The following is a 24,744-nucleotide window of genomic DNA, read 5'->3' as shown; positions in this document are numbered from 1 at the left end:
CCCAAAAACGACGACTTCAGAGTCACGAAAGAAAAACCCCGAAAGATGTCTCTTTCGGGGCTTTTCTTCGTTGGACTACCAAGATTCGAACTTGGACAAACAGAACCAAAACCTGTTGTGCTACCATTACACCATAGTCCAAACTTATGTGCTTTCTGTTAAAAAGCGGTGCAAAGATAGAGGTTTGCAAGCAAACCTCCAAATATTTCGTTCACTTTTTTACATTCTATCGAGTGAATCGTGCATTATTACTTTGCAATCAGCAAAAAATAGTTCTTTTTACCGCGCTGAACAAGCAGATATTTTTCATCGAGCAAGTCAGCAGTTGTGATTACCTGATCAAAGGCCGTTAGTTTCTCTTTGTTCAATGAAACGCCACCGCCTTGAACCAACTTACGCATCTCACCTTTCGAAGCAAATACAGCCGCATTATCGACGAACAAATCTACTGCCTTCACTCCTTCTGCCAACGCATCACGGGAAATCTCAAATTGGGGTACTCCTTCAAATACAGCCAGCAATGTATCCTCGTCCAATTTGCGCAAAGCGTCGGAAGTAGCATTACCAAACAAAATATTGGATGCGTCAACCGCTGCGTTATAATCTTCTTCCGAGTGAACCATCACAGTTACTTCTTTAGCCAGACGTTTCTGAAGGAGACGCAAGTGCGGAGCAGCCTGATGTTCGGCAATCAGTGCTTCAATTTCTTCTTTTTCGATAGAAGTGAAGATTTTGATATAACGCTCGGCATCGGAGTCGCTTACATTCAGCCAGAATTGATAGAACTTGTAAGGTGAAGTATAGCGAGGGTCCAGCCAGATATTTCCGGATTCTGTTTTACCAAACTTACCGCCGTCAGCTTTTGTAATCAGCGGGCAAGTCAGTGCGAACACCTCTCCCCCATTGGTACGGCGGATCAATTCGGCACCGGTAGTAATGTTTCCCCATTGGTCAGAACCACCCATCTGAAGCTTACAGCCCTTTGTTTCATACAAATGAAGGAAGTCATATCCTTGAAGCAACTGATAAGTGAACTCGGTAAATGACAATCCATCACGCGCTTCACCATTCAGACGGCGTTTTACAGAGTCTTTTGCCATCATATAGTTCACAGTAATGTGCTTACCTACTTCGCGAGCAAAATCGAGGAAAGTGAAATCTTTCATCCAGTCATAATTGTTCACCAGTTCGGCACGGTTAGGCACATCCGACTCGAAGTCGAGGAACTTGGCAAGCTGTTTCTTGATACATGCCTGATTGTGACGCAATGTTTCCTCGTTCAGCAGGTTACGTTCTGCTGATTTTCCGGAAGGGTCTCCAATCATACCTGTAGCGCCACCGATCAGTGCCAACGGCTTATGACCGCAGCGTTGGAAATGACGAAGGATCATCACTCCACAAAGGTGACCAATGTGTAGCGAATCAGCAGTCGGGTCGATACCCAAATAGGCAGTCACCTGCTCTTTGCTTAACAACTCTTCTGTTCCCGGCATGATGTCCTGCAACATGCCACGCCATCTCAATTCTTCTACAAAATTCATCGTATTACTCTATTAATTAGTTGTTTTTTATTGTATTTCAATCCCATGTGCGACAAAAGTACGACTCTTTCTCGGAAGATACAACTCTTATGCCCTAAAAAAGACATTTTGGATATTTCGGCGGATCGTCTCACGCAACACTTCCACTTCTACCCCACGCACTTTGGCTGCCCGACACAGGATATCTTCAATATCAAGCGAACTGTTGTCCGTTTCCAGAAACAACCGTTCGTCGGGTACTGTCTGCATCGTTTCATCAGAATAATACTCTCCCAAAGAAAGATAAAAGCCCTTCTTTAGCAACTGCACCGCCTGCTCCGTTTTTCCACGGAAACCATGCCATATCCAAGCTTGTTGGGGACGAAATTCTTTTTTCACTGCTAACAGCTCGTCCATTGCTTTCACGCAGTGGATAATCAACGGCAAACCATACTCTTCCGACAGCCTCACCTGCGCTTTAAACACCGTTAACTGAAGTTCCATTGAAGCTACTGCCAATTTATCCAATCCCGCTTCTCCTACGGCGACAAACTGCTTTTTCCGCAACTGCTGCTTAAGATAATCCAAAAGCTGTCCGGCATTATGCTCTGTCAACTCCCAGGGATGAATGCCGACAGAATAATAATATCCCCTATCCACTTCCACATCTCCTGCGAAAGGCATATACAATGGAGAGTCCGCCAACAGCGGATAATTCACGATAGATTTTCCCAGAGAATCGGCCTCCAGTTTATGAGTATGAATATCCAAAATGTCAGTCACATTCTTTTTCATCTTCTATTTCTCATTTTAGTTGCTTCAAGGTACGGGATCATAGCCGGAGCCACCCCAGGGATGGCATCGCAAAATGCGCCGCACAGCGAGATAAAGCCCCTTTACGGGACCGTGTTTCTTAATTGCTTCGACGGCATAAGCCGAACAAGTTGGCGTGAATCGACAAGAGGGAGGAGTAAGAGGCGAAATACAAACCCGGTAAAAGTAGATGGGAACAAGCAACAAGAAAGAGAATACTTTCCTCAAAATTCCCGTTACGAATACCCACAGGGCAGATATCCGGGAGTTACGAGGTTTCATGAGGATAGTTTTTCAGAGATGCGCGCAAGCGCTATTTTCATCTTTTCTTCCAATTCGGAAGTTGCAATAAGCTCGTCCGACAGATAGATAAAGGCAACGGCTAACCGCTGCTCCCGGCGTTGCAATTCGTCCACCAGGAGAGATTTGTTCTTCCGGTAGGCTTCGCGTATCTGACGTTTCACACGGTTGCGTTTCACCGCTCGTTTAAAACGACGTTTCGATACACTGATTAATATAGAAGCAGGAGCCTCGCCCTGCTCAACAGGCATATATACAACGCGTATCGGAAAGATGGAAAACGACTTCGAAACGCCGCCTTCAAACATCTTTCCGATCAAAATTTTACTATTCAGCCTTTCGGCTTTACACAAAGTATATATACCCACTCTGTTTATTTATTGTTTTCTCTGATAAACATATCAAGTGCGGCAGTCATTGACGGAGCCTGCACCGTAGGAGCTTCAAGGTCCAGACGGAGACCTGCGTCACGTACAGCCTGTGCGGTAGTAGAGCCGAAAGTGCCGATCTTAATCTCTCTCTGATTAAAATCAGGGAAGTTCTTCTTCAATGAAGTCACTCCGGCAGGGCTGAAGAACACTAACATGTCATAATCAAACTCCTCGTCCGGTGTAAAGTCGTTGCTCACTGTACGGTACATCACAGCTTCTGTATGCTGAATGTTATTCTTGTCGAGCAAGTTTTTCACATCGTCATTGTGTACGTCTGACATCGGAACGAGATATTTCTCCGTTTTATGCTTCACAATGGAAGGTATCAGGTCCTCAATCTTTCCGGTAGCTCCGAAGAAGATCTTACGCTTGCGGTATTGCACATATTTCTGAATATACAATGCAACAGCTTCCGTCACGCAGAAATACTTCATCGTTTCGGGAATTGTCACGCGCAATTCAGTACACAAAGTGAAAAAATGGTCAATAGCATGGCGCGAAGTGAATATTACGGCAGTGTGGTCGAGAATCGAAATTTTCTGTTGCCGAAATTCTTTCGCCGAAAGACTTTCAACCTTAATAAATGGTCGGAAATCTATTTTAACGCCATACTTTTCAGCTATGTCGTAATAGGGAGATTTCTCTGACGCAGGCTTAGGCTGCGACACTAGTACTTTTTTAATTTTCAACGTCCTAAAATTTTATTAGCAAAATATTGTTCATTTGAATCATACCTTGATAGAGTAGCAAACAAGGTACTATTTCAAGAGCGCAAAAGTACAAAATTAATAGGAAAAGCCCGCTAAATTGATGAAAAAAAAGCTTTATCCACTTATAAAACATCAATATTTTAGTGAAAATTAAAATAATAGCCCCAATTATGACCAAATTTGTGAGACTTAAATCAAAATAAACTAGAAAAAGAACGAATGGAAAGAGGGCAAATCCGACATAATATATGAGCGCAGAATAGGATTCCAGCCATATATTTGTCTTATTTTTATCAAAAAACGTCCACCCAAGAAACATGTAAATCAGCCATTTTAGTAAGAAATAAGCAAGGCAGAATCCAACGTAGATACCCAGCAAAAGGAGGGGGGATACCCGGTTCATCAAAGCAGGGCATGTATCATGAAAATAATTGAGAAATGTGATACCCGACAAGACACAAGTCTGCAACACAAGCACAAGGAGATAACGCACATCGGCTGCCGTAGAACTATCAAAAATACTCGTTCGTTCACGGTGCAATACAAAGTCTTTCACCTGTTGGGAGAGAAATTTCTTTCCGCGCGCCAAGGCTATGGAGGAAAGAAAGAAGCAAGCCAGCAAGGTCAACGCAATGGCATCGTCCGTGCGGGGAGAGTAGGAGATAGGTGTCCCCTCAAAGCCGGAATCAACTTCTTGCACAGCATGAAGATCAACCAACTGCAGACTATCAGTGTCCGCCTTTGCCGGACTAGTCTGGTTCTGCCGAAGAAGGGACAGCGTATCCGCACTTCGGGAACTTAGTGTGTCGCCTATCATATCGCTGCAAATTTACGAATGGAAATGTCCCATACAGGAGTTTCATAAAGCAATTGAACCGCTTCTTCCGGCGTCTGCGCCACTTTCCATATATCGCCATGCTGCCGGCGCATAAAGTTCTCATCAATAGCTTTTTCAAGCATTTCGAGGAGTGGATCGAAGAATCCGTTTATATTGAGGATTACAATCGGATTGAGATATAATCCCAATTGTTTCCAGGTAATAATCTCCAGCAGTTCTTCAAGGGTACCGCATCCACCGGGCAAAGCAATAATACCATCGCTCAAATCTGCCATCTTCCGCTTGCGTTCGTGCATGGATTCTACTTCAATCAGTTCTGTCAATCCCGTATGATGCCAGTTTTGCTCCACCATAAAACGAGGAATCACACCTGTCACCTCACCACCATTTTTCAATACAGCATCTGCCACAGAACGCATCAGGCCAATACTTCCGGCTCCATTTATCAAACGAATACGGTGTTCGGCAAGCAAACGCCCGAGAGTATCGGCTGCTTGGAAATAAACAGCGTCTATCTTGGTACTGGAAGCGCTATATACACATACGGAATTTATCTGATTCATCTTCATCACTATCCATTATTATATCGAGAAGGCAAAATTACGAAAAAATTCCGTTATTCACATTCAACTTAATCAGAGATCATTTTTATCTCTACATTTATCTATCCCTATAAAAAAAATCTTGGACTCCTTATCCAGAAGTCCAAGAACCTTTCTCACAAAGAATACATCTATCACAGATATCTCATCTACTAACAGGTGTATCAAATTGTTGCTGAATGAACTTTATTATTCGAATCATAAAATCATTCGAACACCCTACCAGTAGTATTCAGCATACAATTTAAAAAAGTGATTTTAATTCTACGTTTCAATATACCTTTATGCGCCTTTCACAAGGTTTATTAAGCCCACGGATAGAATTTACCGATCTTTCCCCTTTCGGTCATCTAATCGCCATTTCAGCAATGCGCCATATATTTCAACAGCGGGGCTTCATCAGTTAATGATTTAGGTATATCATCATTATGTTAGTTGCAAATAATATATATTTCAAAGATTTATTCTAATTCAAAATCTCCGGTAAAGGCCTCCTCCGAAAGCTGTATTTCCAAGATATATTTACCTTTTTCCTCACCAGCAAGATCGACATAAACCTTATTTACATTTAAATCAGTAGAAGTATAAACAACTTCTTCTGTTTCTGCATCTTTTATAATAACAGTCACAACAGGAACAGTAGAAAGAAGATCAATAGACAATAATGAGTTTTCAATAAAAGCTTCAGGAGTAACAGGAATAGACCGATGTTGTACCTTAGTTTTATTTTTCAATCTGATTTCACGCGCAGATATCATTTCATCTGCAAAGGAAAACGTACTCACTTGAAGTAAAACAGCCAACAATAAAAAAGGTAAGAATTTAGCTTTCATAATAAATGGGTTTAAAATTTCGCTTCAAAAATACACAGATGAAGCAAAAGAAACGATTATTATGTGGTAACAATGGTAACAGACATTCATTAAAAAATAAAACAAACAAAAAGTTCGTATCACATCTCACTGATTATCAACACCAAACACACGCTCAAAAATTTGTGCATCCATTTTATTCTTTATGCGATTTTTACGTGTTTTAAGAGCATCTGATGTGGCATCCATTAACTCCATTACAACAGTTTTTGAGCAACAAAGTAATGAAAGAACACAAAAAAACACATCATCACCAGTTAAAGCAGGATAACGTTCTTTTAAGTTCATCATCACATCAACAAATGCATTAGAAATATCAGAACGTATTTCCTTCCTCAAGCTACGCATCACCAATAACTGTTTAGGAGTTGCTCTCTCCAACGCTTCCAATTGATCGTAGCAATCAGTTGTTTTAAGTACTGATATACATAATTGAATCTGTTGTTCGGTCAATTCCGATCTTTTCTTATCTATATGTTCCTTATTAGATTCAGAAAGCTCTTCTTCTTTTAACAGCATAGTATCCACTCGTTTTTGGGTCAATTCATGCTGTAGAGCTATATAATGCTTTTTCCTTTTTCTGTCGTTCCACATAAAACAGAAAACACATATAATCATTAAAGAAGAAAATGCAGTAATCAAACTAAAAATTAGCGTTCTAGTATGCTCTGACAATAATCTTTTATGCTCTTCCAGTTGATGTTTATCCATAAGGCGGTTTAGCTCCTCATTATCAGTCATAATCTGCATAGAATCATAAAGTATCTTATAAGCATCCATATTCTCTGTTGCAGTTTTCCACTCTCCCTTTCTCTTCGCTATCTGATACATACCATCATAACAAACGGCCTTTCCATAAATATCAAGCTCATCCATGTTCTTACTAAAAAAATAACTGGCAGAATCTAGTTTATTCAGATTCAACATAATTTGAGCCTTTGACAAACAAGTATTAATAGCATCCTGCCCCTGTAATAGAATTGCTTTCGACACAAATTTATCTGCTTGAATATAATCCTTTTTCTCACTATAAACCATAGCTAAATCGTGATAAAGAGCTCCTATCAAACTAGAATCTTGATCTGCCAATGCACAATCAAGAGCTTGTTGATAATAATATAATGCACTATCCTTTTCATTTTGCAATAAAAACACACGCGCAATCCCTCTCATCGGATATGTCTGTTCATCTTTGCCTTTCAATATCTGATAAGCCGCACGATAGTTTTCTATTGCTACATTGTACAAACGATCCTCTTCATAACATTCTGCAAGATTATCATAAATCATTGCTAAGAATTCATTCCTAACAGGCATCAATCGAATTGCCGTCAGATATTCTTCGACGGCAAATGAGGCATATCCTTTCTCGCTATAAATAGCTCCCCAGTAATAATGAGCCTTTGCAGCACGCAGACTTTTCTTCTTATCGCCATAATAGTCAACAGCCGTTTTTATCAACGAATCATCCTCTAAAGCAATATAGTTTTTATGCCGTGCCTGTGTGAGCAGTAGCGCATAAAGCGCCCGGTCAGCACGTGGCATCTTCTGTGGATAAGTAATTGATTCCAAAATAGACAAAGCACTATCTGGATATGTCTCCATTAATGAATCAGCGCATAATAACAATTGATTCTTCACTGAAGGAGAGGAACAGGAAGAAAGAGAGACAGACATAAAAATGCTACCTACGCTGACAAGTAAAATAGAGAACACCAATAAATAGCGTTTAGAACAACAACATCTTGTTTTCATTTAGCAGTCTGTTTTATTTTACGATACAAAAGTAGCAATTTCCGATAAAACATACTTAGTAGCCAAAAAACATTTATTTAAATATAACTTATTTAAAATCAAGAGCCACAACCTCATATCCTACTAGAAGGAGTTGAGATTGTGGCTCTTATCGAATGAGCCAAGCTCGCTTTCAGACTGTTTTACAGACCAAAAGCAGCTTTAATTTTATCTACGTAGTCGAGTTTCTCCCATGTAAAGAGTTCCACTTCCACTGTTTTATCTCCTTCGTAACGAGAAGAAAACTTCTTCGTTATCACTTGCGGTTCACGTCCCATGTGACCATAAGCGGCTGTTTCCTGATAAATAGGATTACGAAGTTTCAGACGTTCTTCGATTGCTTTCGGGCGAAGATCGAACAACTGATCGATAACGCGGGCAATCTCACCATCCGTCATGTTGACGTGGGAACGGCCATAAGTATCTACAAAAATATTGATCGGACGAGCCACACCGATAGCATAGCTCACCTGTACAAGCATTTCATCTGCTACACCTGCCGCAACCATATTCTTTGCGATATGGCGTGCTGCATAAGCTGCACTACGGTCTACCTTGCTAGGATCTTTTCCGGAGAAAGCACCACCACCGTGAGCACCTTTACCACCATAAGTATCAACGATAATCTTACGACCTGTCAAACCGGTATCTCCGTGAGGACCACCAATTACGAACTTGCCCGTAGGATTCACATGATAAATGATTTTATCATTAAACAGTGCCAACACTTTATCGTGATGGATAGAAGCAATGACACGAGGCATCAGAATTTCAATCACATCACGGCGGATGATAGACAGCATTTCTTCGTCAGCTTTCAGCTGGGCGGCTTGAGAATCATCTTCCGGTTGGATAAAGTCATCATGTTGCGTAGAAACAACGATTGTATCGATGCGAACAGGAGTTCCGTTGTCATCATATTCGATAGTAACCTGGCTTTTGGCATCGGGGCGGAGGTAAGTCATCACCTTTCCTTCACGACGAATGTCGGCCAGCACTTGCAGAATGCGGTGTGCCAGATCAAGAGAAAGCGGCATATAGTTTTCCGTTTCATTGGTAGCGTAGCCAAACATCATACCCTGGTCGCCTGCACCCTGTTCCATCGGGTCCTGACGCTCTACACCACGGTTGATATCGGGACTTTGCTCATGAATAGCGGAAAGTACGCCACAAGAGTTACTTTCGAACATGTACTCTCCTTTGGTATAACCGATTTTCTTAATCACTTCGCGCGCGATGAGCTGGAGGTCAACGTACGCTTTTGTTTTCACTTCACCCGCTAGCACCACTTGTCCGGTAGTCACTAGTGTTTCGCAAGCTACTTTCGAACTGGGGTCGTAAGCCAACAGTTTGTCAAGCACGGCATCCGATATTTGATCGGCCACCTTGTCGGGGTGTCCTTCTGACACCGATTCGGATGTAAATAAGTATCCCATCTTTTTAAATTAAGAATTAAAAATTGAAAATTAAAAAATGAGAGAGAGTAGGAGAGGCGAGTGCTGCAAAGGATAAACCGAAAGGCGTCAATCAGACGTGTTTTAGCATTTTTTTCCGTGGTTGCAAGCTACTCAAATCTGTCCACACTTTCATTTCGGTTGCAAAGATAAAGAGATTTCGGAGATAATGAGTATCTTTGCCACGTATTTAACACATAAATAGATTTATAATGATTCTAAATAAGAAATTAAAAACGCTTTTGGTGCTGGCTCTTTATATAGGCTTCACGATTGCCATCTATGCCATTGTCTGCCATTTCATCGATAAGCCGTTTCAGGAGATTCATTTGCTGTATGCAGTATTGATAGGATGCATTGCCTATTTACCGGTATTTATTGCGGAGAAAAAGAAGAAGTAAGCTCCTTCATCGTTTTTCCAAGTACCGGATGCACTAATCCGGGAGCAATTTCCGCCAGTGGTTTCATGACGAAGTCACGTTCTGCCATCAACGGATGGGGGAGGATCAACTTTGCTCCTGAAGGAGAAGTGGTGGAAAGTATCAAATCACCATAAAGCAACAGATCAATATCAATCAGGCGGTCGCTATATATGCCGTTGACGGATTTCTTCGTACGTCCCAATTCCTGTTCAATCGCCTGCGTTCTCTGTAAAACGTCTATGGGAGCCAATTCGGTATCTACACAAACCGCCGCATTCAGGAAACTGTTATCGGAAGAAAATCCCCAAGGAGCAGTAACGTAAAAAGCAGACAGGGAAACTATTTTCCCTACCTGCTCTTCTATTTTTTGCACGGCATCCCGAAGATTTTGTTCTTTATCCCCAAGATTAGTGCCGAGTCCCAGATAAACTTTTGCCATTATTTGTCCAAAATCAGCATTGCATCTCCATACGTGCCGAAACGGTAACCTTCTTTCAATGCTACATGATAAGCATCCATCACCTGGTCATAACCACCAAAAGCAGCTACAATCATCAGTAAGGTAGAAAGTGGCATGTGGAAATTGGAAATCATTGAATTGGCTACGGTAAATTCATACGGAGGGAAGATAAACTTGTTAGTCCATCCTTCAAATTCCTTGAGATGTCCGTCAGTGCTGACTGCACTTTCAATAGCACGCATCACTGTCGTACCTACCGCACATACATTTCTACCGTTATCTTTGGCACGATTCACGGTTTTCACCGCCATTTCGTTTACAAACATTTGTTCCGAATCCATCTTATGCTTCGTCAAGTCCTCTACGTCGATGTCGCGGAAGTTACCCAGACCAGCGTGCAAAGTGATATATGCAAAGTCCACACCTTTGATTTCCAGACGTTTCATCAACTCACGGCTGAAGTGCAAACTAGCAGTCGGAGCAGTCACCGCACCCTCGTTCTTTGCAAAAATAGACTGGAAGCGTTCAGCATCTTCCGGTTCTACGGGACGGTTGATAATAGAATGGGGGAGTGGAGTTTCACCCAGAGAATACAGTGCCTTTTTGAACTCGTCATGAGGTCCGTCATAAAGAAAACGGAGCGTACGTCCGCGAGAAGTGGTGTTATCAATCACTTCAGCCACCATTGAATCGTCCGGCCCGAAATACAGCTTGTTACCGATACGTATCTTACGTGCCGGATCGACCAATACGTCCCACAAACGAAGCTCTTCATTCAACTCACGCAACAAGAATACTTCGATACGAGCACCTGTCTTTTCCTTGTTACCATACAAGCGGGCAGGGAATACCTTCGTATCGTTGAATATAAACACATCTTTATCATCAAAGTAGTCCAACACATCTTTGAACATCTTGTGCTCAATCTTACCTGTATTACGATGCAATACCATCAAACGAGACTCATCCCTATATTTCATAGGATGTAGAGCGATCTTATCCTCGGGTAACTTAAATTTGAATTGTGATAATTTCATATCTATTCCTTATTACGTTAATTATTTTCTTCCTCATTTTCTATCTCCTGTCCGTCGATCCACTCTTTAAAGTGTTCGGGATTCAGACAGTCTTCCAACCGGACATCACCTACACGGGTACGGATCAATCCTGTCAGGTGAGCTCCGCTATGGAGTGCTTCGCCGATGTCGCGGGCCAAGGCGCGGATATAAGTCCCTTTGCTGCATACGACACGGATTTGAATCATCGGTTCCGGATCATCCAGGCGACATTCCAGCAATTCAATCTCGTCGATAACAAGCTGTTTTGCTTTTAGTTCGACTTCTTCTCCTTTCCGGGCCAGTTCATAAGCACGCTTGCCGTCTACCATACAGGCAGAGAAGGCAGGGGGGACCTGATCGATGGCACCGATAAAGTGCGTCAGCACTTCTTCCACCAGTTCCCTTGTGATATGCTCGGTAGGATAGGTGGCATCTATTTCATGTTCCAAATCGTATGACGGGGTAGTAGCGCCCAAGCGCAACGTTGCTACGTACTCCTTCGTATGATATTGAAACTCTTCTATTCGTTTGGTTGCCTTGCCTGTACATACAATCATCACCCCTGTTGCAAGAGGGTCCAGTGTTCCGGCATGCCCGACTTTTAGTTTTTTCACTCCGATCCGACGGCAAATATGATAGCGGGCGTGCCCTACTACTTTAAATGAAGTCCATCCGAAAGGTTTATTGAAAAACAGTACTTCTCCCTTTTTAAAATTCATCAGCCAATTTCTAAGTTGTATCCAAGCAGCAGCATTACCAGAATGGTTCCGCCAACAATAATTCTATACCAGCCAAACGCCTTAAAGCCATATTTCGTAACAAAGCTAATAAAGAACTTGATAGCCAGCAAAGCAACGACAAAAGCCACCACATTACCGATAATAAGTGCCGGCATGTTGTTGACAAGAATCTCGGTGCCACCATCCAGGAAGAGTTTCAACACCTTGTAACCGGTTGCCGCAAACATAGTTGGCACGGCAAGAAAGAATGAAAATTCGGCAGCATCCTTACGAGTCAGCTTCTGGGCCATACCTCCGACAATGGTAGCCATCGAACGGGATACTCCCGGTATCATAGCAATACACTGAAACAAACCGATATTGAATGCCTTTTTTTCAGTCAGCACGGTATCTTCACTTCCCTTCGAAAAAATCTTATCGCAAAACAGCATGAATATACCACCGATTACCAGCATCACTGCCACTATCGCTACACTTTCCAGCATCTCGTCTATCTTATCGCTAAACAGGAAACCCAAAATTGCAGCAGGAATAAAAGCAACCTGCAGTTTCCAGTAAAAATCGAATTTATGCAGAAAACACTTCAAAGCGGAAGCGCCTGCAGGAGCCGGTGTATGGTTCAACCGGAAAAAGCGTTTCCAGTAAAGGCAGACAACTGAAAGAATTGCGCCAAACTGAATAATTACAGTAAATGCTTTTACAAATTCTGTACTTTCTACTCCTAATATGTTTTGTGTAATAATCATGTGTCCTGTAGAAGAAACCGGTAGAAACTCTGTCAACCCTTCTACAATAGCAATAATAATCGTCTCAAATGTTGTTAAATCCCCCATCTTTATTCTTCTGTTTTTTGTGTTTTAGGTTTGCGTAATACAGCGTAAATCATAGACAAGAAGCCAAACAGGCAAACGACTGGCGCTACCTTGATTCTGCGTACACTGAAAATATCGGGTTCAAAAGAGGTTTCGGACGATGTAGGTCCCGTCATCAATAGAAAGCCGATAATAACAATCGCCATCCCTATCGCGAGCAAGATAAAGTTCACTTTATCAAAGGCAAATTTCTGCTTGTCAGACATAGTTTATTTAATTACAAATTACTAATTTCAATCATTCCCTTAATCTATCAGTCGGTTGTTACGGATGCTAATCACACGCAAACACAGGTTTGCCGTCAGCCATTCGCCATCCGCTAAATATAGTACAGGCTGTTTGCTTTCATTCTCAAGTATTTATTCATGGAGAAATAGGCGCATAGCCACGTTATTACAATTCCAAACGCCAATACGCTTGCACAGACTATCAACATGACTTCAGGCGTGATGACCTGAAGCAATTCCTGTTCGTACGTCACGGCACAATAAGCGGTCCCCATCAATATGGAATCGGCAACGATGGCTGCCAATATCCCGCTCCATACATTCTTTCGAAGGAATGGCCCCCGGATGAATCCCCAACTCGCTCCTACCAACTTCATGGTGTGAATGAGGAAGCGTTTGGAGTAAATAGCCAGTCTTATGGTATTGTTTATCAGGGCAAAAGAGATAAAAGTAAGCACTACCGCCAAGGCAAGCAGTACCAGACTGATATTTCGTATGTTATCATTCACGGCGTCAATTAACTCCTTTCGATAGAGCACATCTTGTATGTTGGTGTTCTTTTTAATCATTTTCTCTATCTTCGCAATGCTGTCGGAGTTTGCATAGTCGGAATGGAGTTTGATTTCAATGGAAGCGGTAAAAGGGTTATAGCCCAAGAATTCTTCCGGATCGGTTCCCATTGCTTCCGTCTGTTCTTTCAGTGCTTGTTTTTTAGAGATATATTCGGATTGTTTCACGAAAGGTTCCTGATTCAGCTTCTTCTGAAGTTTCAGTATATCCGCTTCTTTCATGTCGTCACTGATAAGAACGGAGAAACTGATATTCTCGCGGACATATACGGAAAGATTGTGTGCTGTCAATACGAAGAAGACAACCAGTCCCAGCAACAGCAACACTAATGTCGTACTGATACTCGACGTGATGAACTGCATGTCGAAAATCGAACCTGACTTATATTTGTTTTGATTTCCCATGCGTTATCTTTTTTTTCGGAATACATAAATCATTGAACTGCTGCGTTCTTTCCTTCCCAAAGCATTGAACCAGGCCAACGTCCCGGCAAACATCCCTTTCAGGAAACTGCATGAACTGCCACGATGTTTCTCGCTCAACATAGATACGTAAAACGCATCGAACGGCATCGGATGACGTGCCGCCATAATAAAGCCATGACGGGAAGCCAGCTGCTGTATAGTGCCCGGAGTGAAATGCCAGAGATGACGGGGAACGTCATAAGCCGCCCAATATTCACCGTAGCGCTTGGCATCATAAGAAGAGCAGTTGGGTACTGCCACAATCAATACTCCTTTTTCTGTCAGCAATTCGCGAAGCGTTTCCCAAGTCTCATTCAAAGATTCGAGATGCTCCATCACATGCCAGAGAGTGATAACATCAAAACTAGCAGGAGCAAACTCTTTCAGAGCCGATTCAGGCTTTACATCCAGTTCGAAATGCGTTTTTGCAAACTCACGTGCCTGCGGGCTTTTCTCCACTGCCTCTACCTTCCATCCCCGGCGAACCATTGTATCGGAAAAGTAACCGGTTCCCGTACCTATATCGAGCAAACGCCCCGTTTTACGATGCGCCTCTTTAGCTACCAAGCGCGCTTTGCGGCCCAGCATATAAGAACGTACGTAATGGTAGATATTATTCATCGCCCCCTTGCGCGTATCAGTGTGAGAAATATAGTCGGGAGTCTCATAATACTTGCCTATCTCTGCTTCCACGGGAACTCCTTGTGTGAATGTAAATCCACAGTCCTCACACGAATACAGTTCAAACTGTTCGCCCGAAGCATAAAAATCCGTACAAGTCATGACGCGTTTCAAGTGCGTACCGCCACACACCGGACAAGCATTTATACTGAGTTTCTCCATTAACTATCTAAGCAAAATTAAGTGCTGCCTCGAATGACAAGACAACACTATACCCGAATTTGGTGCAAAGAAACAAATAAAAAGTGATGTAATGGGCTTTCGTTAAGGACTTTTAATAGAAGAGTTGCCCCGATACAAGATGAGAGTAGTTTTGACAGCTCATATCGGGACAAAATATCTTTTTGAAGGAAGATTAAAAAGTCAGATTAACGGAAAAGCCCATGTTTCTGTAGCTGGGTTGACGGAAGTTGTCTATGCCCTGCCCCCAGGTTCCGGTGCTTGCCGTAGATTCCGGATCAAATGGAGCTTTATTATACAACATAAGCAAGTTACGTCCTACTAATACCACCTATACATCTTGTATGCACTTCACCCATCAACTATTATGTATATTGTTCGGAACGTTGCTCCTTTGGCATCATAATAAAGAATATAAAATACCCTGATACAAATTGGTTGTTTTCTAATCAACTTATACCAGGGTAAAACACGAGAATGGTAAGAAATATTAATCCTCCTCTATGATTCTTACTGTACCATCATCTCTATCAAAGGCATTGATGTATATCAATTCCAGATGTGTTATATGCTCAAAGCCATCAAGAACTAGATCCTCATCAAGTCTATCTAACTCATTGCCTTCGATTAGATCATAAGTTGTCTCATTTTTCTCTCTCAAATAAGTTAAATAATGAATCATATCATCAATACCTTCATTGTCGAGATACACTCTACTTTCCATTCCACTTGTTATTACGCTAATCATAATATTAATAGTTTACAAATAATTTTTTCTTTTCAATATTCTTAGGCTTAGGTTTTGGATAGTTCACATCAATATGAGGCGGCTCTATCATTTTCTTTCTACCAATTCTTGTAGGACCTCCTTCATCCAAATTATAAGAATATCCAGATTTATTATTAGAATAAGTTTTATTAAGTCCTGTTTCACGATCAACAACAACTACTTTCAGTTTTCCTGCACCTACATGCTTATCCATCGATGTCCTGACCTAGTCAAGTGTCATATTCTTGAATGGATTACCTAACCCTTTCACCTTTTCTACACCCGAACTCGCTTTTCCTAACGTTCCGGTAACTTTTCCTACTCCTGCTCCTGTTGTTACGGCATCAAATGCGATATCTCCCCACTGATTCCCAATAACCTCTGCGAATATAAAATACCCTGATACAAATTACCCATTTTCTAAGCAAATTATATCAGGGCAAATTAAACAAACTATTAAATATAGGGTAAATTTAACGTTACTAAAATAGGCTCAATTTGATTATTCGATAACTCCACCCTTTTTAAGATGGATATAACAGCTTCGATATCTTTTTTTCTCAACTGCTTTATAAAATTCATCTATTAAGCCACTAACATAAAGACATTCATTGACAGTCATACCTTCATATTTATTCATATTATTATGGTTTTAATACGATAAAATCCGCAATATTTACATGATCTAGATTAATAATAGAGTTAATGTAAATTAGATTTGCTATATATCGCGTATGCGTGTACTTTTGTAGCATAAATTATAACGACCATAAAGACAATATTAAATTTTATATTTATTTTTAGCCTCAAGCTGTGATATATTCTTAAGTGATGGTGGTCCTCCTCCTTCCCAATCTGAATGTGGATATGACAACTCCCAATATCGTCCGTCATTAGGGTCTTGATATAGCCGTTGCCACCCATCATCAGTCATTGCTATTTCTGATAAATAATTAACGATTAAATCTTTAATACGCATAGATACATTATCATCTTTTACATTCCCATTTTCTAATAACCAGGAACCTGCAAATTCAGTTTCATTTGAATATATCATTATTTTACAATTTTAATTATGGCATCTTTAGGTATTTGTTGATTTGGTATAGTAAATTCTCTAGCTCCCCCTAAAGTTCTTCCTTTTCCTACAAATCCAGGATTTGTTCTATTTATTGGAGAAGCAAGACCATTCATCGGAGTTCTAAATTCAATCACCTTAAATCCAGAACTACTTTGAGGTATTGTCAATTTATTAGCTATCTGCATTGCATTTAATCCCTTTATGTCTTTAGCTGCGGTAACAAATACATCAGATTGATTAGGAGCTCCAAGCATAGAAGTTTTTATTCCATCAGGGATGACACGAGCAACCTTTTGAGGTATACTATTGGTTACAAGGGTCTGCCCTTTGTAAAGTCCAGTACCTCTTCCTACTCCTGCACCTACCGCTGTTGTTACGGCATCAAACGCGATATCTCCCCACTGATTCCCAATAACTTCTGCTGAAGTCATGGTACCATTGGCCTTATCATATGCGATGGCTTGTGCCACATCCAGTTGATTAAACGTACTGCCTAACGGACTCATTGGACTTCTTAGCACTTGCTCACCAACACCAAACCCTGCTTCGGTAGGAGTTACGCTCTTTATAGAATTCACTACATTCGTAACGGTTTCCACCGGATGAGTAACGGCATTCCAAAAACTAACAAACGGTTGAGAGAAGCCTTTGCCAAAAGATGCCCAGAAACCCGGAGGAATTTCCGTAACCATCCCTGTTGGATCAATAAACCTCACCGGATTTCCCAGGCAATACGCATACGGAGACCACAAATAATATTTCTCCGCCATCGGATCTACAACATGCCATCTCCCTAACGCCACATCATAATGTCTCGCCCCATAATCATACCAGTCAAGACCACCTTGTCTATCCAGTTCCTTACCGTTGTACTTGTAAGGCTGGACAGATGAAGTCGAAGCAAATGTACCACCAAAAGGATAATAATGATTCACCTCCTCCACACTGCCATTCTGTCCCACAACCACACGATTATTACCCTGGTGATCTTTCAAGTAATAATGATACTTGCCATCAACAAGGGAGATATATCCCAACTCCGTCAACAAAGTAGTGAGCACACCATTTTCATAGATCGCATCGTCAAAGTAATCAGTAGTTGTGGTCTTTCCGGCTATTACGTGCGTTGTTCGGAACTTTGTTCCTTTGGCATCATAAAGATAGGAAATAACACCTCCATCCTCAAACTCTATACGGCTGGGTAAATTTAAACAATTATACTGAATTTCAGAAATCTTTTTGTTTAAATCTTGTATTAAATTTCCGTTTGAGTCATAATAGTATTCGACCGGCAGATCTGCTCCATCTTTAAATTCAAAACTATCAGCATGGGCAGAACCTGTTACACTATCAGATACAGCCTTCAATTGATTTCCATTATAACTCATGACAAGGTTATCTATTAAGCCATATTCATCCTCTGATCTCTTTCCGCATCTTTTAATACCAAGGATATTCCCATTTTTATCATACCCGGTTATCTCTTCATTAAAACGATCCTGATTGACATTCAAGCCTTCACCTTCACCATATACAGCACGAAGCAGGCGGCTTCTGCCATCATACATAAATTTATAACCTCTTTTCATACCATCAACCTCCCATGTCATACTACTAATATTTCCATTATAACAGGGAATCCCCAATCCGTCCACATAATGCAATTGCTCTACAAACCCTGCATTACTATCAATACCGGTCAGCCAGCTACGTATATTATAGGCATTTTCTGTAATTACCGAATCTTTTCCATGAATACGTTCCAGTCTTTTTAGCCTTCCTAACTTGTCATAACCATACAACAGATCAACAGTATCCTTACTTACGACACAATGTCTTTCGTGAATCAGCCTTCCTGCACGATCATAACTATACAATTTATTTAAAACTCCTCCTTCGTATTCCGAGCGGACACTCACAGGCTGCTTGAGAATATTAAAAAGCGATTTATTTACTTTCTTATTTCCACCCGATGTCGTCTTACGTTCCTGAATCAGATTATGATAATAATCATAATAATAACTGGCATATTGGTATTCTTCCGTTCCCAATATTCGAACGATACTTCCTGTTAGCTGTTCTTTGCAATGAGGTGAACTCTGGCTATTCTCATAGCGTTCCCCGTAATTATTATCAAATACATACCATAGTGAAGACAAAGAATCCGGCAATAAGTTCTGATATTCATAAGTATCATAAAAATAAACCTGTTGTATGTCCAAATAATGATTCTGCAATCCATAAATAGTATATCCATAGTAAGGCGAATCTGTATTTGAAGTAAATTCAGCATAAATATCCTCTGAAGCACAATTCTGAAAATCAGGCGTACCGAGGTAAACACCGGTCAACACAGACCGCCCTGACAAATCTTCCAAATGAAAAGCCCATTCATTATTTGCCCGTTCTTTTCCATTTTGAGTAAAAATCAACCGGTCGCAACGATCATACACTAATTCCACCCACTCGCAACCAGGCTGTTTTTTCCCAATACAACGGTTACGGGTATCGTATTTATACAAGAAAGCATAATCGGATAAAACAGAAGCACTATCCGTAAGAGAACCTGAATAAAAATTGGCAGAACACATCGGAGGAAGAACAACCCGTAAATTTCCGAATATATCATATATATAGTATGTGTCATCCATTCCTTCATTACCATTTATACTGCGAGTCAGCACGATCCTTCCTTCTTTATCCGTAAATTCATACCTTACATGATTGTCTTCATCAACCTCTTTTACGACATATAGTTCCCCGGAAGCATAGGTTCCTGCACAACTAACAAAAAGTCGTGTTCTATCAGTCGGCACGGTATAACGCAAGCACACCAATGAATCGCACAAGTCCAGCAAGGTAGTATCTTTAGACACATTTGTTAAATATCTGCTATTAATCCCTTTTCCCCGATTATGCCATTCCATACCCGGACCATATCGGCTCTCCACTTTCCCTATAGCCGAATTTTCATATAACGTTTTTGTATAAGGCATAACATCGTTTCCATTAGACAAGACGGAACTATTCTTCAACTCTTCCGCTTCGACAAATGCACCACAATTGCCGGATTCCGATACCCCAGGCAGCCATTCTCTAAATAAACGTCCCATTTTATCATACTCTGTAATTGACAACAGATCCGTATCATCAACACTATGCTTCACTTTGACATTTTCAATGGAACGTCCCAAACCGTCAAAATATTCAACATCATCCCTGAATTCCATCCCATCCGGAGTAGTATAAGTACGCGTATGTATGTAATTCTTTGACGAAAGGTTCAATTTCTCACGCACCTTTATAGACACAATATTCGAAGTATATACATCGACCCCGTCATTAGCCATCATTCTGAAATAAGTGGTTTGATACAACGGACCCGGCTGATATACTGTTCTCAAATCCGGTACATCAAAGACATCTACCCAATGTATCTGGTCATGACTGTATTGCCACCATCTGAACAAATCATCCCTCATCCCATCATTATCCACCCAAACACCATAAGAAGTTTCACCCGGATTAATAGGTTCCTCCTGTGTAGGTAAAAGCAACAAGAAAACATCATCGGTAAAATTCCAGCTCTGTTCAACTTTTACGGTAACTTTATACTTCTGGTAGTTACTCATGTCTACAGAAAAATTGCTATTACGTGAAAATCCACGATACAGAAGTTCAATCTGCCCGCTACGGTGATCTCCAAAATTTCTCATAACTTCTATTTTTACAGTAGCAGGATGATCAGTATTTTCCCATCCGGTATACAGGAAACTACACCAATCAGATGTATTTTCTCCAAGCCATAACTCTGTACAGATAAAATCACCGGGCAGCGAAGGACAATGCTTGGTAAGATCAATATAAGCCTCCCCGCCTCTATTGGTAAAAGACAAAGGTTCTGTGAGCCTTTTCACTCTAATATCCGAAGAATATGCAACCAAGGTACCACTTACAACCTTTCTTCTGATATATACTCCTTCCGCTCTGTATGTATTGAAAAGTTGGGATGAAACCAAGCATCCCCCCTCATAGTCAGATTGAGCAAGCCGGGTAATCTCACTCCATTCATTTGAATCAGTATACCGGTATTCCCACGATATAGAATAAGTCCCGTTCCCCCCTGAAGGAGAAACTACGTCTTTAAGTAGAATATCATTCCCAAAATATTGATGATAGCCGATTTTTCCCGCAAATAAAGGAGTGACAGTATTATTTTGTGCTGTTAGACAAGTGCCTGTACCCAACAATATGAATAATATTATGATCCGAAGTTGTTTTATCATAGCTTATAATTGTATTTAAATTCCTGAATTAATTGTTTTCTTCCGTTTCTTTCCAAATAAGATTCTTTAAGGTACCCAAACTGATCATAGCCATATTTAGTAGTAAAGCCATCAGAAGTAGTAATTGAAGTAACCCCGACGTACGGTTTATACAGAAACGTTTTAATAAAGACCGGATGGTTATCTCTAAAAGCCATCCGTAGTTTATTTAGCTCACGCTCTAATTGATATTCTCCATATCCTTGCAGATAGGATAAATCATTATTTTCATGACCTAAAACGCTTTTTACAGAGTCGTATGTCGCCCCTTGTATTTCCGCTATAGGATATTTATAATTATATCCCCATATATAGCAGGTATGATTATTATTTTTATCAACATATTCTAATATATTTCCTTTTTTATCATACGAAACATAAGTCATTTCTCTTTTCAGCCCAAGGAGTCCATCGTGAGATATATCAACATAAGCAGGTAATAGCAGATTTTGATACAGTCCATATTTTATCTGTTCACGATAAACTTCCTCACCATTATATTCGGTTATAGTTTCAACCGGATAATCGAGCATATTCCTTTCTACCATAAGATTACTTATGGCATCTGTATAGTTATAGGGGTACTTTATATTCTTTATCCTACAATCACCACCACCATTTTGAGAGGTACGAATAACTTTTATCAACTGGTTCTTATCATCATAGACATAACCTTCTTCTGACACAACTGTTCCCCCGGCAAAATATTCACTGACGACTTTCTTACTCAACAAATCCCTTCCGGACATGACCGAGTAAGTCATATATTTGAAAAGAGATGGCCTGGAAAGCTCGATCGTATGAGCAAAATCATACGTATCCTGATAAACAGGAATAACAACTTGCTCCATCTTAATTCCTCCGTCCATAACCAAACCAGCGCTTCTACAATAGGTATAATCTTCCTTTTTAACTAAACGTCCGTCCGAATTAAAGTACCGGCATGATGCAATGTTAGTCTTTATTCCATATTGATATCTGTGTATATAAGATTTCCATCCCCTGTTATTCAGTAAATCAGGGCTTCCTACATATTTCTCATTAGTATTTTCAGGCATCACATCTATGTAAAGAGGTTGAAGCAGGTTAAAAAGATACGAAATCTTATTTTCACCCTTTTCCTGTTTATTATATACATGTACTTGCGGATATTCTACAAAAAAATTACTACTAATGTTAGCATCTCCAAAAGCCACCGGAGAATAAATACGTGAGCAAAATGAGACATAATCATAAAGCCCTGGAGATGTACTATATTGTATTCTGTTCTGTTTCACATCTGCAAAGGTTTCACAACTCAAATGAAAACTAGGAACACCAATCCCATCCTCATTTTCTCCATATTTATACCTTTGCTCATGTAAATTGCCATTATCATCATAAGTTTTAACATTACTCAATCTGATACCGGCCCCCTTCACACGAGCGGAATTCAATAAATACTCATTGGGTTCATATATGAATTCTTGTGACCCACCGGTAGGAAAATATATCTTCTTCAGAGAAAAAAGATGTGCTTTTGTGTTATCCGAATCATTTTTGAAATTCACATTTGGAATAATCCGGGATAATTTCTTGATGACATCATCGTACAAGCTTGCTCCAGGAACGGGTTTAAAAAACACAAAACTATCATCTACAAATTCACGGCTTATTACAGGCAGATCCACTTTATCCAACGATGTGGAAGAATACAAATAATATCCCCATAAATCAGATGTATAATGCGTATTATCATATTCACCCAATCCTAAGTCAGAAGGTGTATAATATGACAAATAATATTTTTGGCCATCCATTTCCAGCCTGTCTAAAAAGAAATGCGGTCGTTTGTTCATCCCGGAATATGAGAGGTTGATTTGTTTTATAATATCACCAGACTGTTTATCGACAACGGTTATACTATCTACTGCGTTGGAGTAAATGCCATCTGCCGACGCACGAAAGAAATTCACTTTTATTCCATTCGCCTCAATCCCTGACAATAAGAAAGTTGTATAGTTGGGTAAAGTTATATTAAAGTTCAGCGCAATGCTTAATTCATATTCTTGTTGTACTTGGACATCTCCTTCATCTTGTACGTACATACGGTAAGCATAAGAATCATTTACAGACAACGTCTTATATTCCGGCTCTGTAATAGAACGGTCCGTATATCCGACATAGTCAAAACGAACCGTATCATTTTTCGTCGTTACAATACTTTTCAGAGCCCATCCTGTAGTTCCCGACGAAATATCCGTTCGATAGGCATCCTCATGAACATGTTCGCTGGCATTACCACCATAATTATAAGTAATACCATGCCCATCAACAATTTGAAACCCGGTCAGCAATCCTCCTGTTAAGATAGGAGTAATTTGGCAATTTATCTTTTCCAGGATTTCAACCTTATCCAATGTAGACGGATCCGGAAAAACAAAATGACCACTCTCGCTTAATGTACTAAATGTAAAAATATCACATCCCTGGTCCCGCGATGCGACAGAGAAATAGGAGACATTACCCATTATTCCGGACGAAAAAGCAGACAGATATTTGTCTACATCAATATGATTATTCAATTTATTTAAATCATCAAATAATGTAGGAACTCTTTTCATTGCTTCGTCCGGATAGCCAATAATCGTCCTAGATATTCTGGCGGCAGGGGATAATGTCCAGCCCACTCCGACATCACCAGACGATTGTTTATATTTGACTCCACAAGTATTATATGAGATATTAATGGGAATATTGAGGCCTTTCACTTCAATATCATATAAATTGATATCAATAGTCTTTTCTCCACGAGCTGAAATATCATTATTGAAATATTTCTCATAAAAATTTTCTATTAACTGACTTTGGGGAGAAGACGGTATCACATCCGGCGACTTAAACTGCTGCGCCATAGCAATTGAGTAACTGAAAGTCACTACAATGAGTAAAAAAATCTTCTGTATATATATTGTTTTCTGCATTTTAATAAATATTTTTATATTTCTAATTATCTATCGTTCAATTAATTATCTAACCATCAAAATTGTGGGACGGCGCGCACGTCCCACAATTCAACTAATTACAGATTCATCGCGTTAGCGCCCAAAACGCCAGCCAAAGCTGAAGCCACTGCGATAACCACCTTCAGGATCATATCCCATACTGATTTCTTCATTGCCATCATTTACCTCCTTTCTGTTCTTTAATGTGTTGTGTTACTCTGTGTTCTTCCGTGTTTTCTGTTTTGACAGCAAACTCCTCAAGTTCCTTGAATTCCTTTGCCACCTCAAAACACGGGCACGATTTAATCCACTCTTCCGGTTCTATCTCACCGTTTCTGTTCAAGTCCGGTGAAAGACCCCGGTGTCCGCATACCCGGCAGCCGGGGAATTTCTCCTGTAGTTGCCCGACGAGTTGCCGGAGCGTGGCCCGCTGTGCCGGAGTCCGGATATCTGCCGGGCGTCCCCGGCAGTCCAGACTACCCTCATAGCAGATACCTATTGAATGAGCATTGAAACCTTTTGCGTGCGCTCCGACACGTTCGATGGGGCGGGTGAGGTGCACTGTTCCATCCTTGCA

Annotated in this window: 26 protein-coding genes and 1 tRNA gene; 1 reads left to right on the top strand and 26 read right to left on the bottom strand. The window is 40.5% G+C overall.

The window, feature by feature from the left end; all coding sequences use genetic code 11:
* Nucleotides 1-70: 70 nt before the first annotated feature.
* The 11 genes from BXY_RS11410 to metK form a co-directional block, all read right to left on the bottom strand.
* Nucleotides 71-141, bottom strand: a tRNA-Gln gene (locus tag BXY_RS11410).
* Between the two features lie 107 nt (nucleotides 142-248).
* Complete coding sequence (tyrS, locus tag BXY_RS11405) at nucleotides 249-1,541, bottom strand: tyrosine--tRNA ligase (protein ID WP_008641576.1); 1,293 nt, start codon at nucleotides 1,539-1,541, stop codon at nucleotides 249-251.
* Between the two features lie 87 nt (nucleotides 1,542-1,628).
* Nucleotides 1,629-2,315, bottom strand: coding sequence for a TatD family hydrolase (locus BXY_RS11400; RefSeq protein WP_008641575.1), 687 nt, complete (start codon nucleotides 2,313-2,315; stop codon nucleotides 1,629-1,631).
* A gap of 24 nt (nucleotides 2,316-2,339) precedes the next feature.
* The gene (yidD, locus tag BXY_RS11395) at nucleotides 2,340-2,615 is read right to left on the bottom strand and encodes a membrane protein insertion efficiency factor YidD (protein WP_008641574.1); all 276 of its coding nucleotides are present in this window, start codon (nucleotides 2,613-2,615) and stop codon (nucleotides 2,340-2,342) included.
* Nucleotides 2,612-3,001 (bottom strand): ribonuclease P protein component, encoded by a 390-nt coding sequence (gene rnpA / locus BXY_RS11390; RefSeq protein WP_009040713.1) that lies wholly within the window; start codon nucleotides 2,999-3,001, stop codon nucleotides 2,612-2,614. The genes yidD and rnpA overlap by 4 nt, the downstream gene beginning before the upstream one ends.
* Before the next feature lie 5 nt (nucleotides 3,002-3,006).
* Complete coding sequence (locus BXY_RS11385; protein WP_008023747.1) at nucleotides 3,007-3,753, bottom strand: uroporphyrinogen-III synthase; 747 nt, start codon at nucleotides 3,751-3,753, stop codon at nucleotides 3,007-3,009.
* A 4-nt stretch (nucleotides 3,754-3,757) separates the two neighbouring features.
* Complete coding sequence (locus BXY_RS11380) at nucleotides 3,758-4,591, bottom strand: DUF4271 domain-containing protein (protein ID WP_008641572.1); 834 nt, start codon at nucleotides 4,589-4,591, stop codon at nucleotides 3,758-3,760.
* Nucleotides 4,588-5,175 carry an LOG family protein gene (locus tag BXY_RS11375; protein ID WP_032841920.1) on the bottom strand — a complete coding sequence of 196 codons (588 nt, stop codon included), beginning with the start codon at nucleotides 5,173-5,175 and terminating at the stop codon, nucleotides 4,588-4,590. Before BXY_RS11375 ends, BXY_RS11380 begins: the two co-directional genes overlap by 4 nt.
* A gap of 500 nt (nucleotides 5,176-5,675) precedes the next feature.
* Entirely contained in the window at nucleotides 5,676-6,047 is a 372-nt protein-coding gene (locus BXY_RS11370) for a DUF3244 domain-containing protein (protein ID WP_008641569.1), read from the bottom strand.
* 126 nt (nucleotides 6,048-6,173) lie between these two features.
* Nucleotides 6,174-7,841: a tetratricopeptide repeat protein gene (locus BXY_RS11365; protein WP_008641568.1), complete on the bottom strand. Its 1,668-nt coding sequence runs from the start codon at nucleotides 7,839-7,841 to the stop codon at nucleotides 6,174-6,176.
* Between the two features lie 182 nt (nucleotides 7,842-8,023).
* Nucleotides 8,024-9,316: a methionine adenosyltransferase gene (gene metK, locus BXY_RS11360; RefSeq protein ID WP_004298895.1), complete on the bottom strand. Its 1,293-nt coding sequence runs from the start codon at nucleotides 9,314-9,316 to the stop codon at nucleotides 8,024-8,026.
* A 230-nt stretch (nucleotides 9,317-9,546) separates the two neighbouring features.
* Between metK and BXY_RS11355 the strand changes: the two genes are divergently transcribed.
* Nucleotides 9,547-9,735 (top strand): hypothetical protein, encoded by a 189-nt coding sequence (locus BXY_RS11355; protein WP_004302899.1) that lies wholly within the window; start codon nucleotides 9,547-9,549, stop codon nucleotides 9,733-9,735.
* Here the strand turns inward: BXY_RS11355 and folK are convergent.
* The 15 genes from folK to BXY_RS11280 form a co-directional block, all read right to left on the bottom strand.
* Nucleotides 9,710-10,195 carry a 2-amino-4-hydroxy-6-hydroxymethyldihydropteridine diphosphokinase gene (gene folK / locus BXY_RS11350; protein ID WP_004307794.1) on the bottom strand — a complete coding sequence of 162 codons (486 nt, stop codon included), beginning with the start codon at nucleotides 10,193-10,195 and terminating at the stop codon, nucleotides 9,710-9,712. The two genes, BXY_RS11355 and folK, sit on opposite strands and share 26 nt — an antisense overlap.
* Nucleotides 10,195-11,253, bottom strand: a complete 1,059-nt coding sequence (queA, locus tag BXY_RS11345; protein ID WP_004298889.1) for a tRNA preQ1(34) S-adenosylmethionine ribosyltransferase-isomerase QueA — start codon at nucleotides 11,251-11,253, stop codon at nucleotides 10,195-10,197. Before queA ends, folK begins: the two co-directional genes overlap by 1 nt.
* A 17-nt stretch (nucleotides 11,254-11,270) precedes the next feature.
* A complete protein-coding gene (gene truB, locus BXY_RS11340; RefSeq protein WP_004298886.1) occupies nucleotides 11,271-11,993 on the bottom strand; it encodes a tRNA pseudouridine(55) synthase TruB in 723 nt (240 codons plus the stop codon).
* Nucleotides 11,993-12,847, bottom strand: coding sequence for an undecaprenyl-diphosphate phosphatase (locus tag BXY_RS11335; RefSeq protein ID WP_015531949.1), 855 nt, complete (start codon nucleotides 12,845-12,847; stop codon nucleotides 11,993-11,995). Before BXY_RS11335 ends, truB begins: the two co-directional genes overlap by 1 nt.
* Nucleotides 12,848-12,849: 2 nt before the next feature.
* A complete protein-coding gene (locus BXY_RS11330; RefSeq protein WP_004298881.1) occupies nucleotides 12,850-13,092 on the bottom strand; it encodes a DUF3098 domain-containing protein in 243 nt (80 codons plus the stop codon).
* Nucleotides 13,093-13,205: 113 nt separating this feature from the next.
* Nucleotides 13,206-14,087: a cell division protein FtsX gene (locus BXY_RS11325; protein ID WP_004322593.1), complete on the bottom strand. Its 882-nt coding sequence runs from the start codon at nucleotides 14,085-14,087 to the stop codon at nucleotides 13,206-13,208.
* Between the two features lie 3 nt (nucleotides 14,088-14,090).
* Nucleotides 14,091-14,990: a methyltransferase domain-containing protein gene (locus tag BXY_RS11320; protein WP_008641564.1), complete on the bottom strand. Its 900-nt coding sequence runs from the start codon at nucleotides 14,988-14,990 to the stop codon at nucleotides 14,091-14,093.
* Nucleotides 14,991-15,498: 508 nt separating this feature from the next.
* Nucleotides 15,499-15,756, bottom strand: coding sequence for a hypothetical protein (locus BXY_RS11315; protein ID WP_008641562.1), 258 nt, complete (start codon nucleotides 15,754-15,756; stop codon nucleotides 15,499-15,501).
* 4 nt (nucleotides 15,757-15,760) lie between these two features.
* A complete protein-coding gene (locus BXY_RS11310; RefSeq protein ID WP_008641561.1) occupies nucleotides 15,761-15,991 on the bottom strand; it encodes a hypothetical protein in 231 nt (76 codons plus the stop codon).
* A 288-nt stretch (nucleotides 15,992-16,279) separates the two neighbouring features.
* Nucleotides 16,280-16,417: a hypothetical protein gene (locus BXY_RS11305; RefSeq protein ID WP_008641560.1), complete on the bottom strand. Its 138-nt coding sequence runs from the start codon at nucleotides 16,415-16,417 to the stop codon at nucleotides 16,280-16,282.
* Nucleotides 16,418-16,558: 141 nt separating this feature from the next.
* Nucleotides 16,559-16,834: an Imm27 family immunity protein gene (locus BXY_RS11300; protein ID WP_008641559.1), complete on the bottom strand. Its 276-nt coding sequence runs from the start codon at nucleotides 16,832-16,834 to the stop codon at nucleotides 16,559-16,561.
* A complete protein-coding gene (locus tag BXY_RS11295; protein ID WP_008641558.1) occupies nucleotides 16,834-21,144 on the bottom strand; it encodes a polymorphic toxin type 10 domain-containing protein in 4,311 nt (1,436 codons plus the stop codon). Before BXY_RS11295 ends, BXY_RS11300 begins: the two co-directional genes overlap by 1 nt.
* Nucleotides 21,141-24,146 (bottom strand): hypothetical protein, encoded by a 3,006-nt coding sequence (locus BXY_RS11290; RefSeq protein WP_008641557.1) that lies wholly within the window; start codon nucleotides 24,144-24,146, stop codon nucleotides 21,141-21,143. Before BXY_RS11290 ends, BXY_RS11295 begins: the two co-directional genes overlap by 4 nt.
* Nucleotides 24,147-24,244: 98 nt before the next feature.
* Nucleotides 24,245-24,340 (bottom strand): smalltalk protein, encoded by a 96-nt coding sequence (locus BXY_RS11285; protein ID WP_005681936.1) that lies wholly within the window; start codon nucleotides 24,338-24,340, stop codon nucleotides 24,245-24,247.
* A gap of 5 nt (nucleotides 24,341-24,345) precedes the next feature.
* The coding region (locus tag BXY_RS11280; protein WP_243442489.1) for an N-acetylmuramoyl-L-alanine amidase at nucleotides 24,346-24,744 on the bottom strand (399 nt) is incomplete at its 5' end.

This window comes from Bacteroides xylanisolvens XB1A, from assembly GCF_000210075.1.
Taxonomy (GTDB): Bacteria; Bacteroidota; Bacteroidia; order Bacteroidales; family Bacteroidaceae; genus Bacteroides; species Bacteroides xylanisolvens.
This window is presented reverse-complemented; position numbering and strand designations above follow the sequence as displayed.

Bases quoted from the DNA above. Each gene is read 5' to 3' on its own strand.
- tyrS (WP_008641576.1), bottom strand. From the start codon at position 1,541: ATGAATTTTGTAGAAGAATTGAGATGGCGTGGCATGTTGCAGGACATC.
- BXY_RS11400 (WP_008641575.1), bottom strand. From the start codon at position 2,315: ATGAAAAAGAATGTGACTGACATTTTGGATATTCATACTCATAAACTG.
- yidD (WP_008641574.1), bottom strand. From the start codon at position 2,615: ATGAAACCTCGTAACTCCCGGATATCTGCCCTGTGGGTATTCGTAACG.
- BXY_RS11380 (WP_008641572.1), bottom strand. From the start codon at position 4,591: ATGATAGGCGACACACTAAGTTCCCGAAGTGCGGATACGCTGTCCCTT.
- BXY_RS11375 (WP_032841920.1), bottom strand. From the start codon at position 5,175: ATGAATCAGATAAATTCCGTATGTGTATATAGCGCTTCCAGTACCAAG.
- BXY_RS11370 (WP_008641569.1), bottom strand. From the start codon at position 6,047: ATGAAAGCTAAATTCTTACCTTTTTTATTGTTGGCTGTTTTACTTCAA.
- BXY_RS11365 (WP_008641568.1), bottom strand. From the start codon at position 7,841: ATGAAAACAAGATGTTGTTGTTCTAAACGCTATTTATTGGTGTTCTCT.
- metK (WP_004298895.1), bottom strand. From the start codon at position 9,316: ATGGGATACTTATTTACATCCGAATCGGTGTCAGAAGGACACCCCGAC.
- BXY_RS11355 (WP_004302899.1), top strand. From the start codon at position 9,547: ATGATTCTAAATAAGAAATTAAAAACGCTTTTGGTGCTGGCTCTTTAT.
- folK (WP_004307794.1), bottom strand. From the start codon at position 10,195: ATGGCAAAAGTTTATCTGGGACTCGGCACTAATCTTGGGGATAAAGAA.
- queA (WP_004298889.1), bottom strand. From the start codon at position 11,253: ATGAAATTATCACAATTCAAATTTAAGTTACCCGAGGATAAGATCGCT.
- truB (WP_004298886.1), bottom strand. From the start codon at position 11,993: ATGAATTTTAAAAAGGGAGAAGTACTGTTTTTCAATAAACCTTTCGGA.
- BXY_RS11335 (WP_015531949.1), bottom strand. From the start codon at position 12,847: ATGGGGGATTTAACAACATTTGAGACGATTATTATTGCTATTGTAGAA.
- BXY_RS11330 (WP_004298881.1), bottom strand. From the start codon at position 13,092: ATGTCTGACAAGCAGAAATTTGCCTTTGATAAAGTGAACTTTATCTTG.
- BXY_RS11325 (WP_004322593.1), bottom strand. From the start codon at position 14,087: ATGGGAAATCAAAACAAATATAAGTCAGGTTCGATTTTCGACATGCAG.
- BXY_RS11320 (WP_008641564.1), bottom strand. From the start codon at position 14,990: ATGGAGAAACTCAGTATAAATGCTTGTCCGGTGTGTGGCGGTACGCAC.
- BXY_RS11315 (WP_008641562.1), bottom strand. From the start codon at position 15,756: ATGATTAGCGTAATAACAAGTGGAATGGAAAGTAGAGTGTATCTCGAC.
- BXY_RS11310 (WP_008641561.1), bottom strand. From the start codon at position 15,991: ATGGATAAGCATGTAGGTGCAGGAAAACTGAAAGTAGTTGTTGTTGAT.
- BXY_RS11305 (WP_008641560.1), bottom strand. From the start codon at position 16,417: ATGAATAAATATGAAGGTATGACTGTCAATGAATGTCTTTATGTTAGT.
- BXY_RS11300 (WP_008641559.1), bottom strand. From the start codon at position 16,834: ATGATATATTCAAATGAAACTGAATTTGCAGGTTCCTGGTTATTAGAA.
- BXY_RS11295 (WP_008641558.1), bottom strand. From the start codon at position 21,144: ATGATAAAACAACTTCGGATCATAATATTATTCATATTGTTGGGTACA.
- BXY_RS11290 (WP_008641557.1), bottom strand. From the start codon at position 24,146: ATGCAGAAAACAATATATATACAGAAGATTTTTTTACTCATTGTAGTG.
- BXY_RS11285 (WP_005681936.1), bottom strand. From the start codon at position 24,340: ATGAAGAAATCAGTATGGGATATGATCCTGAAGGTGGTTATCGCAGTG.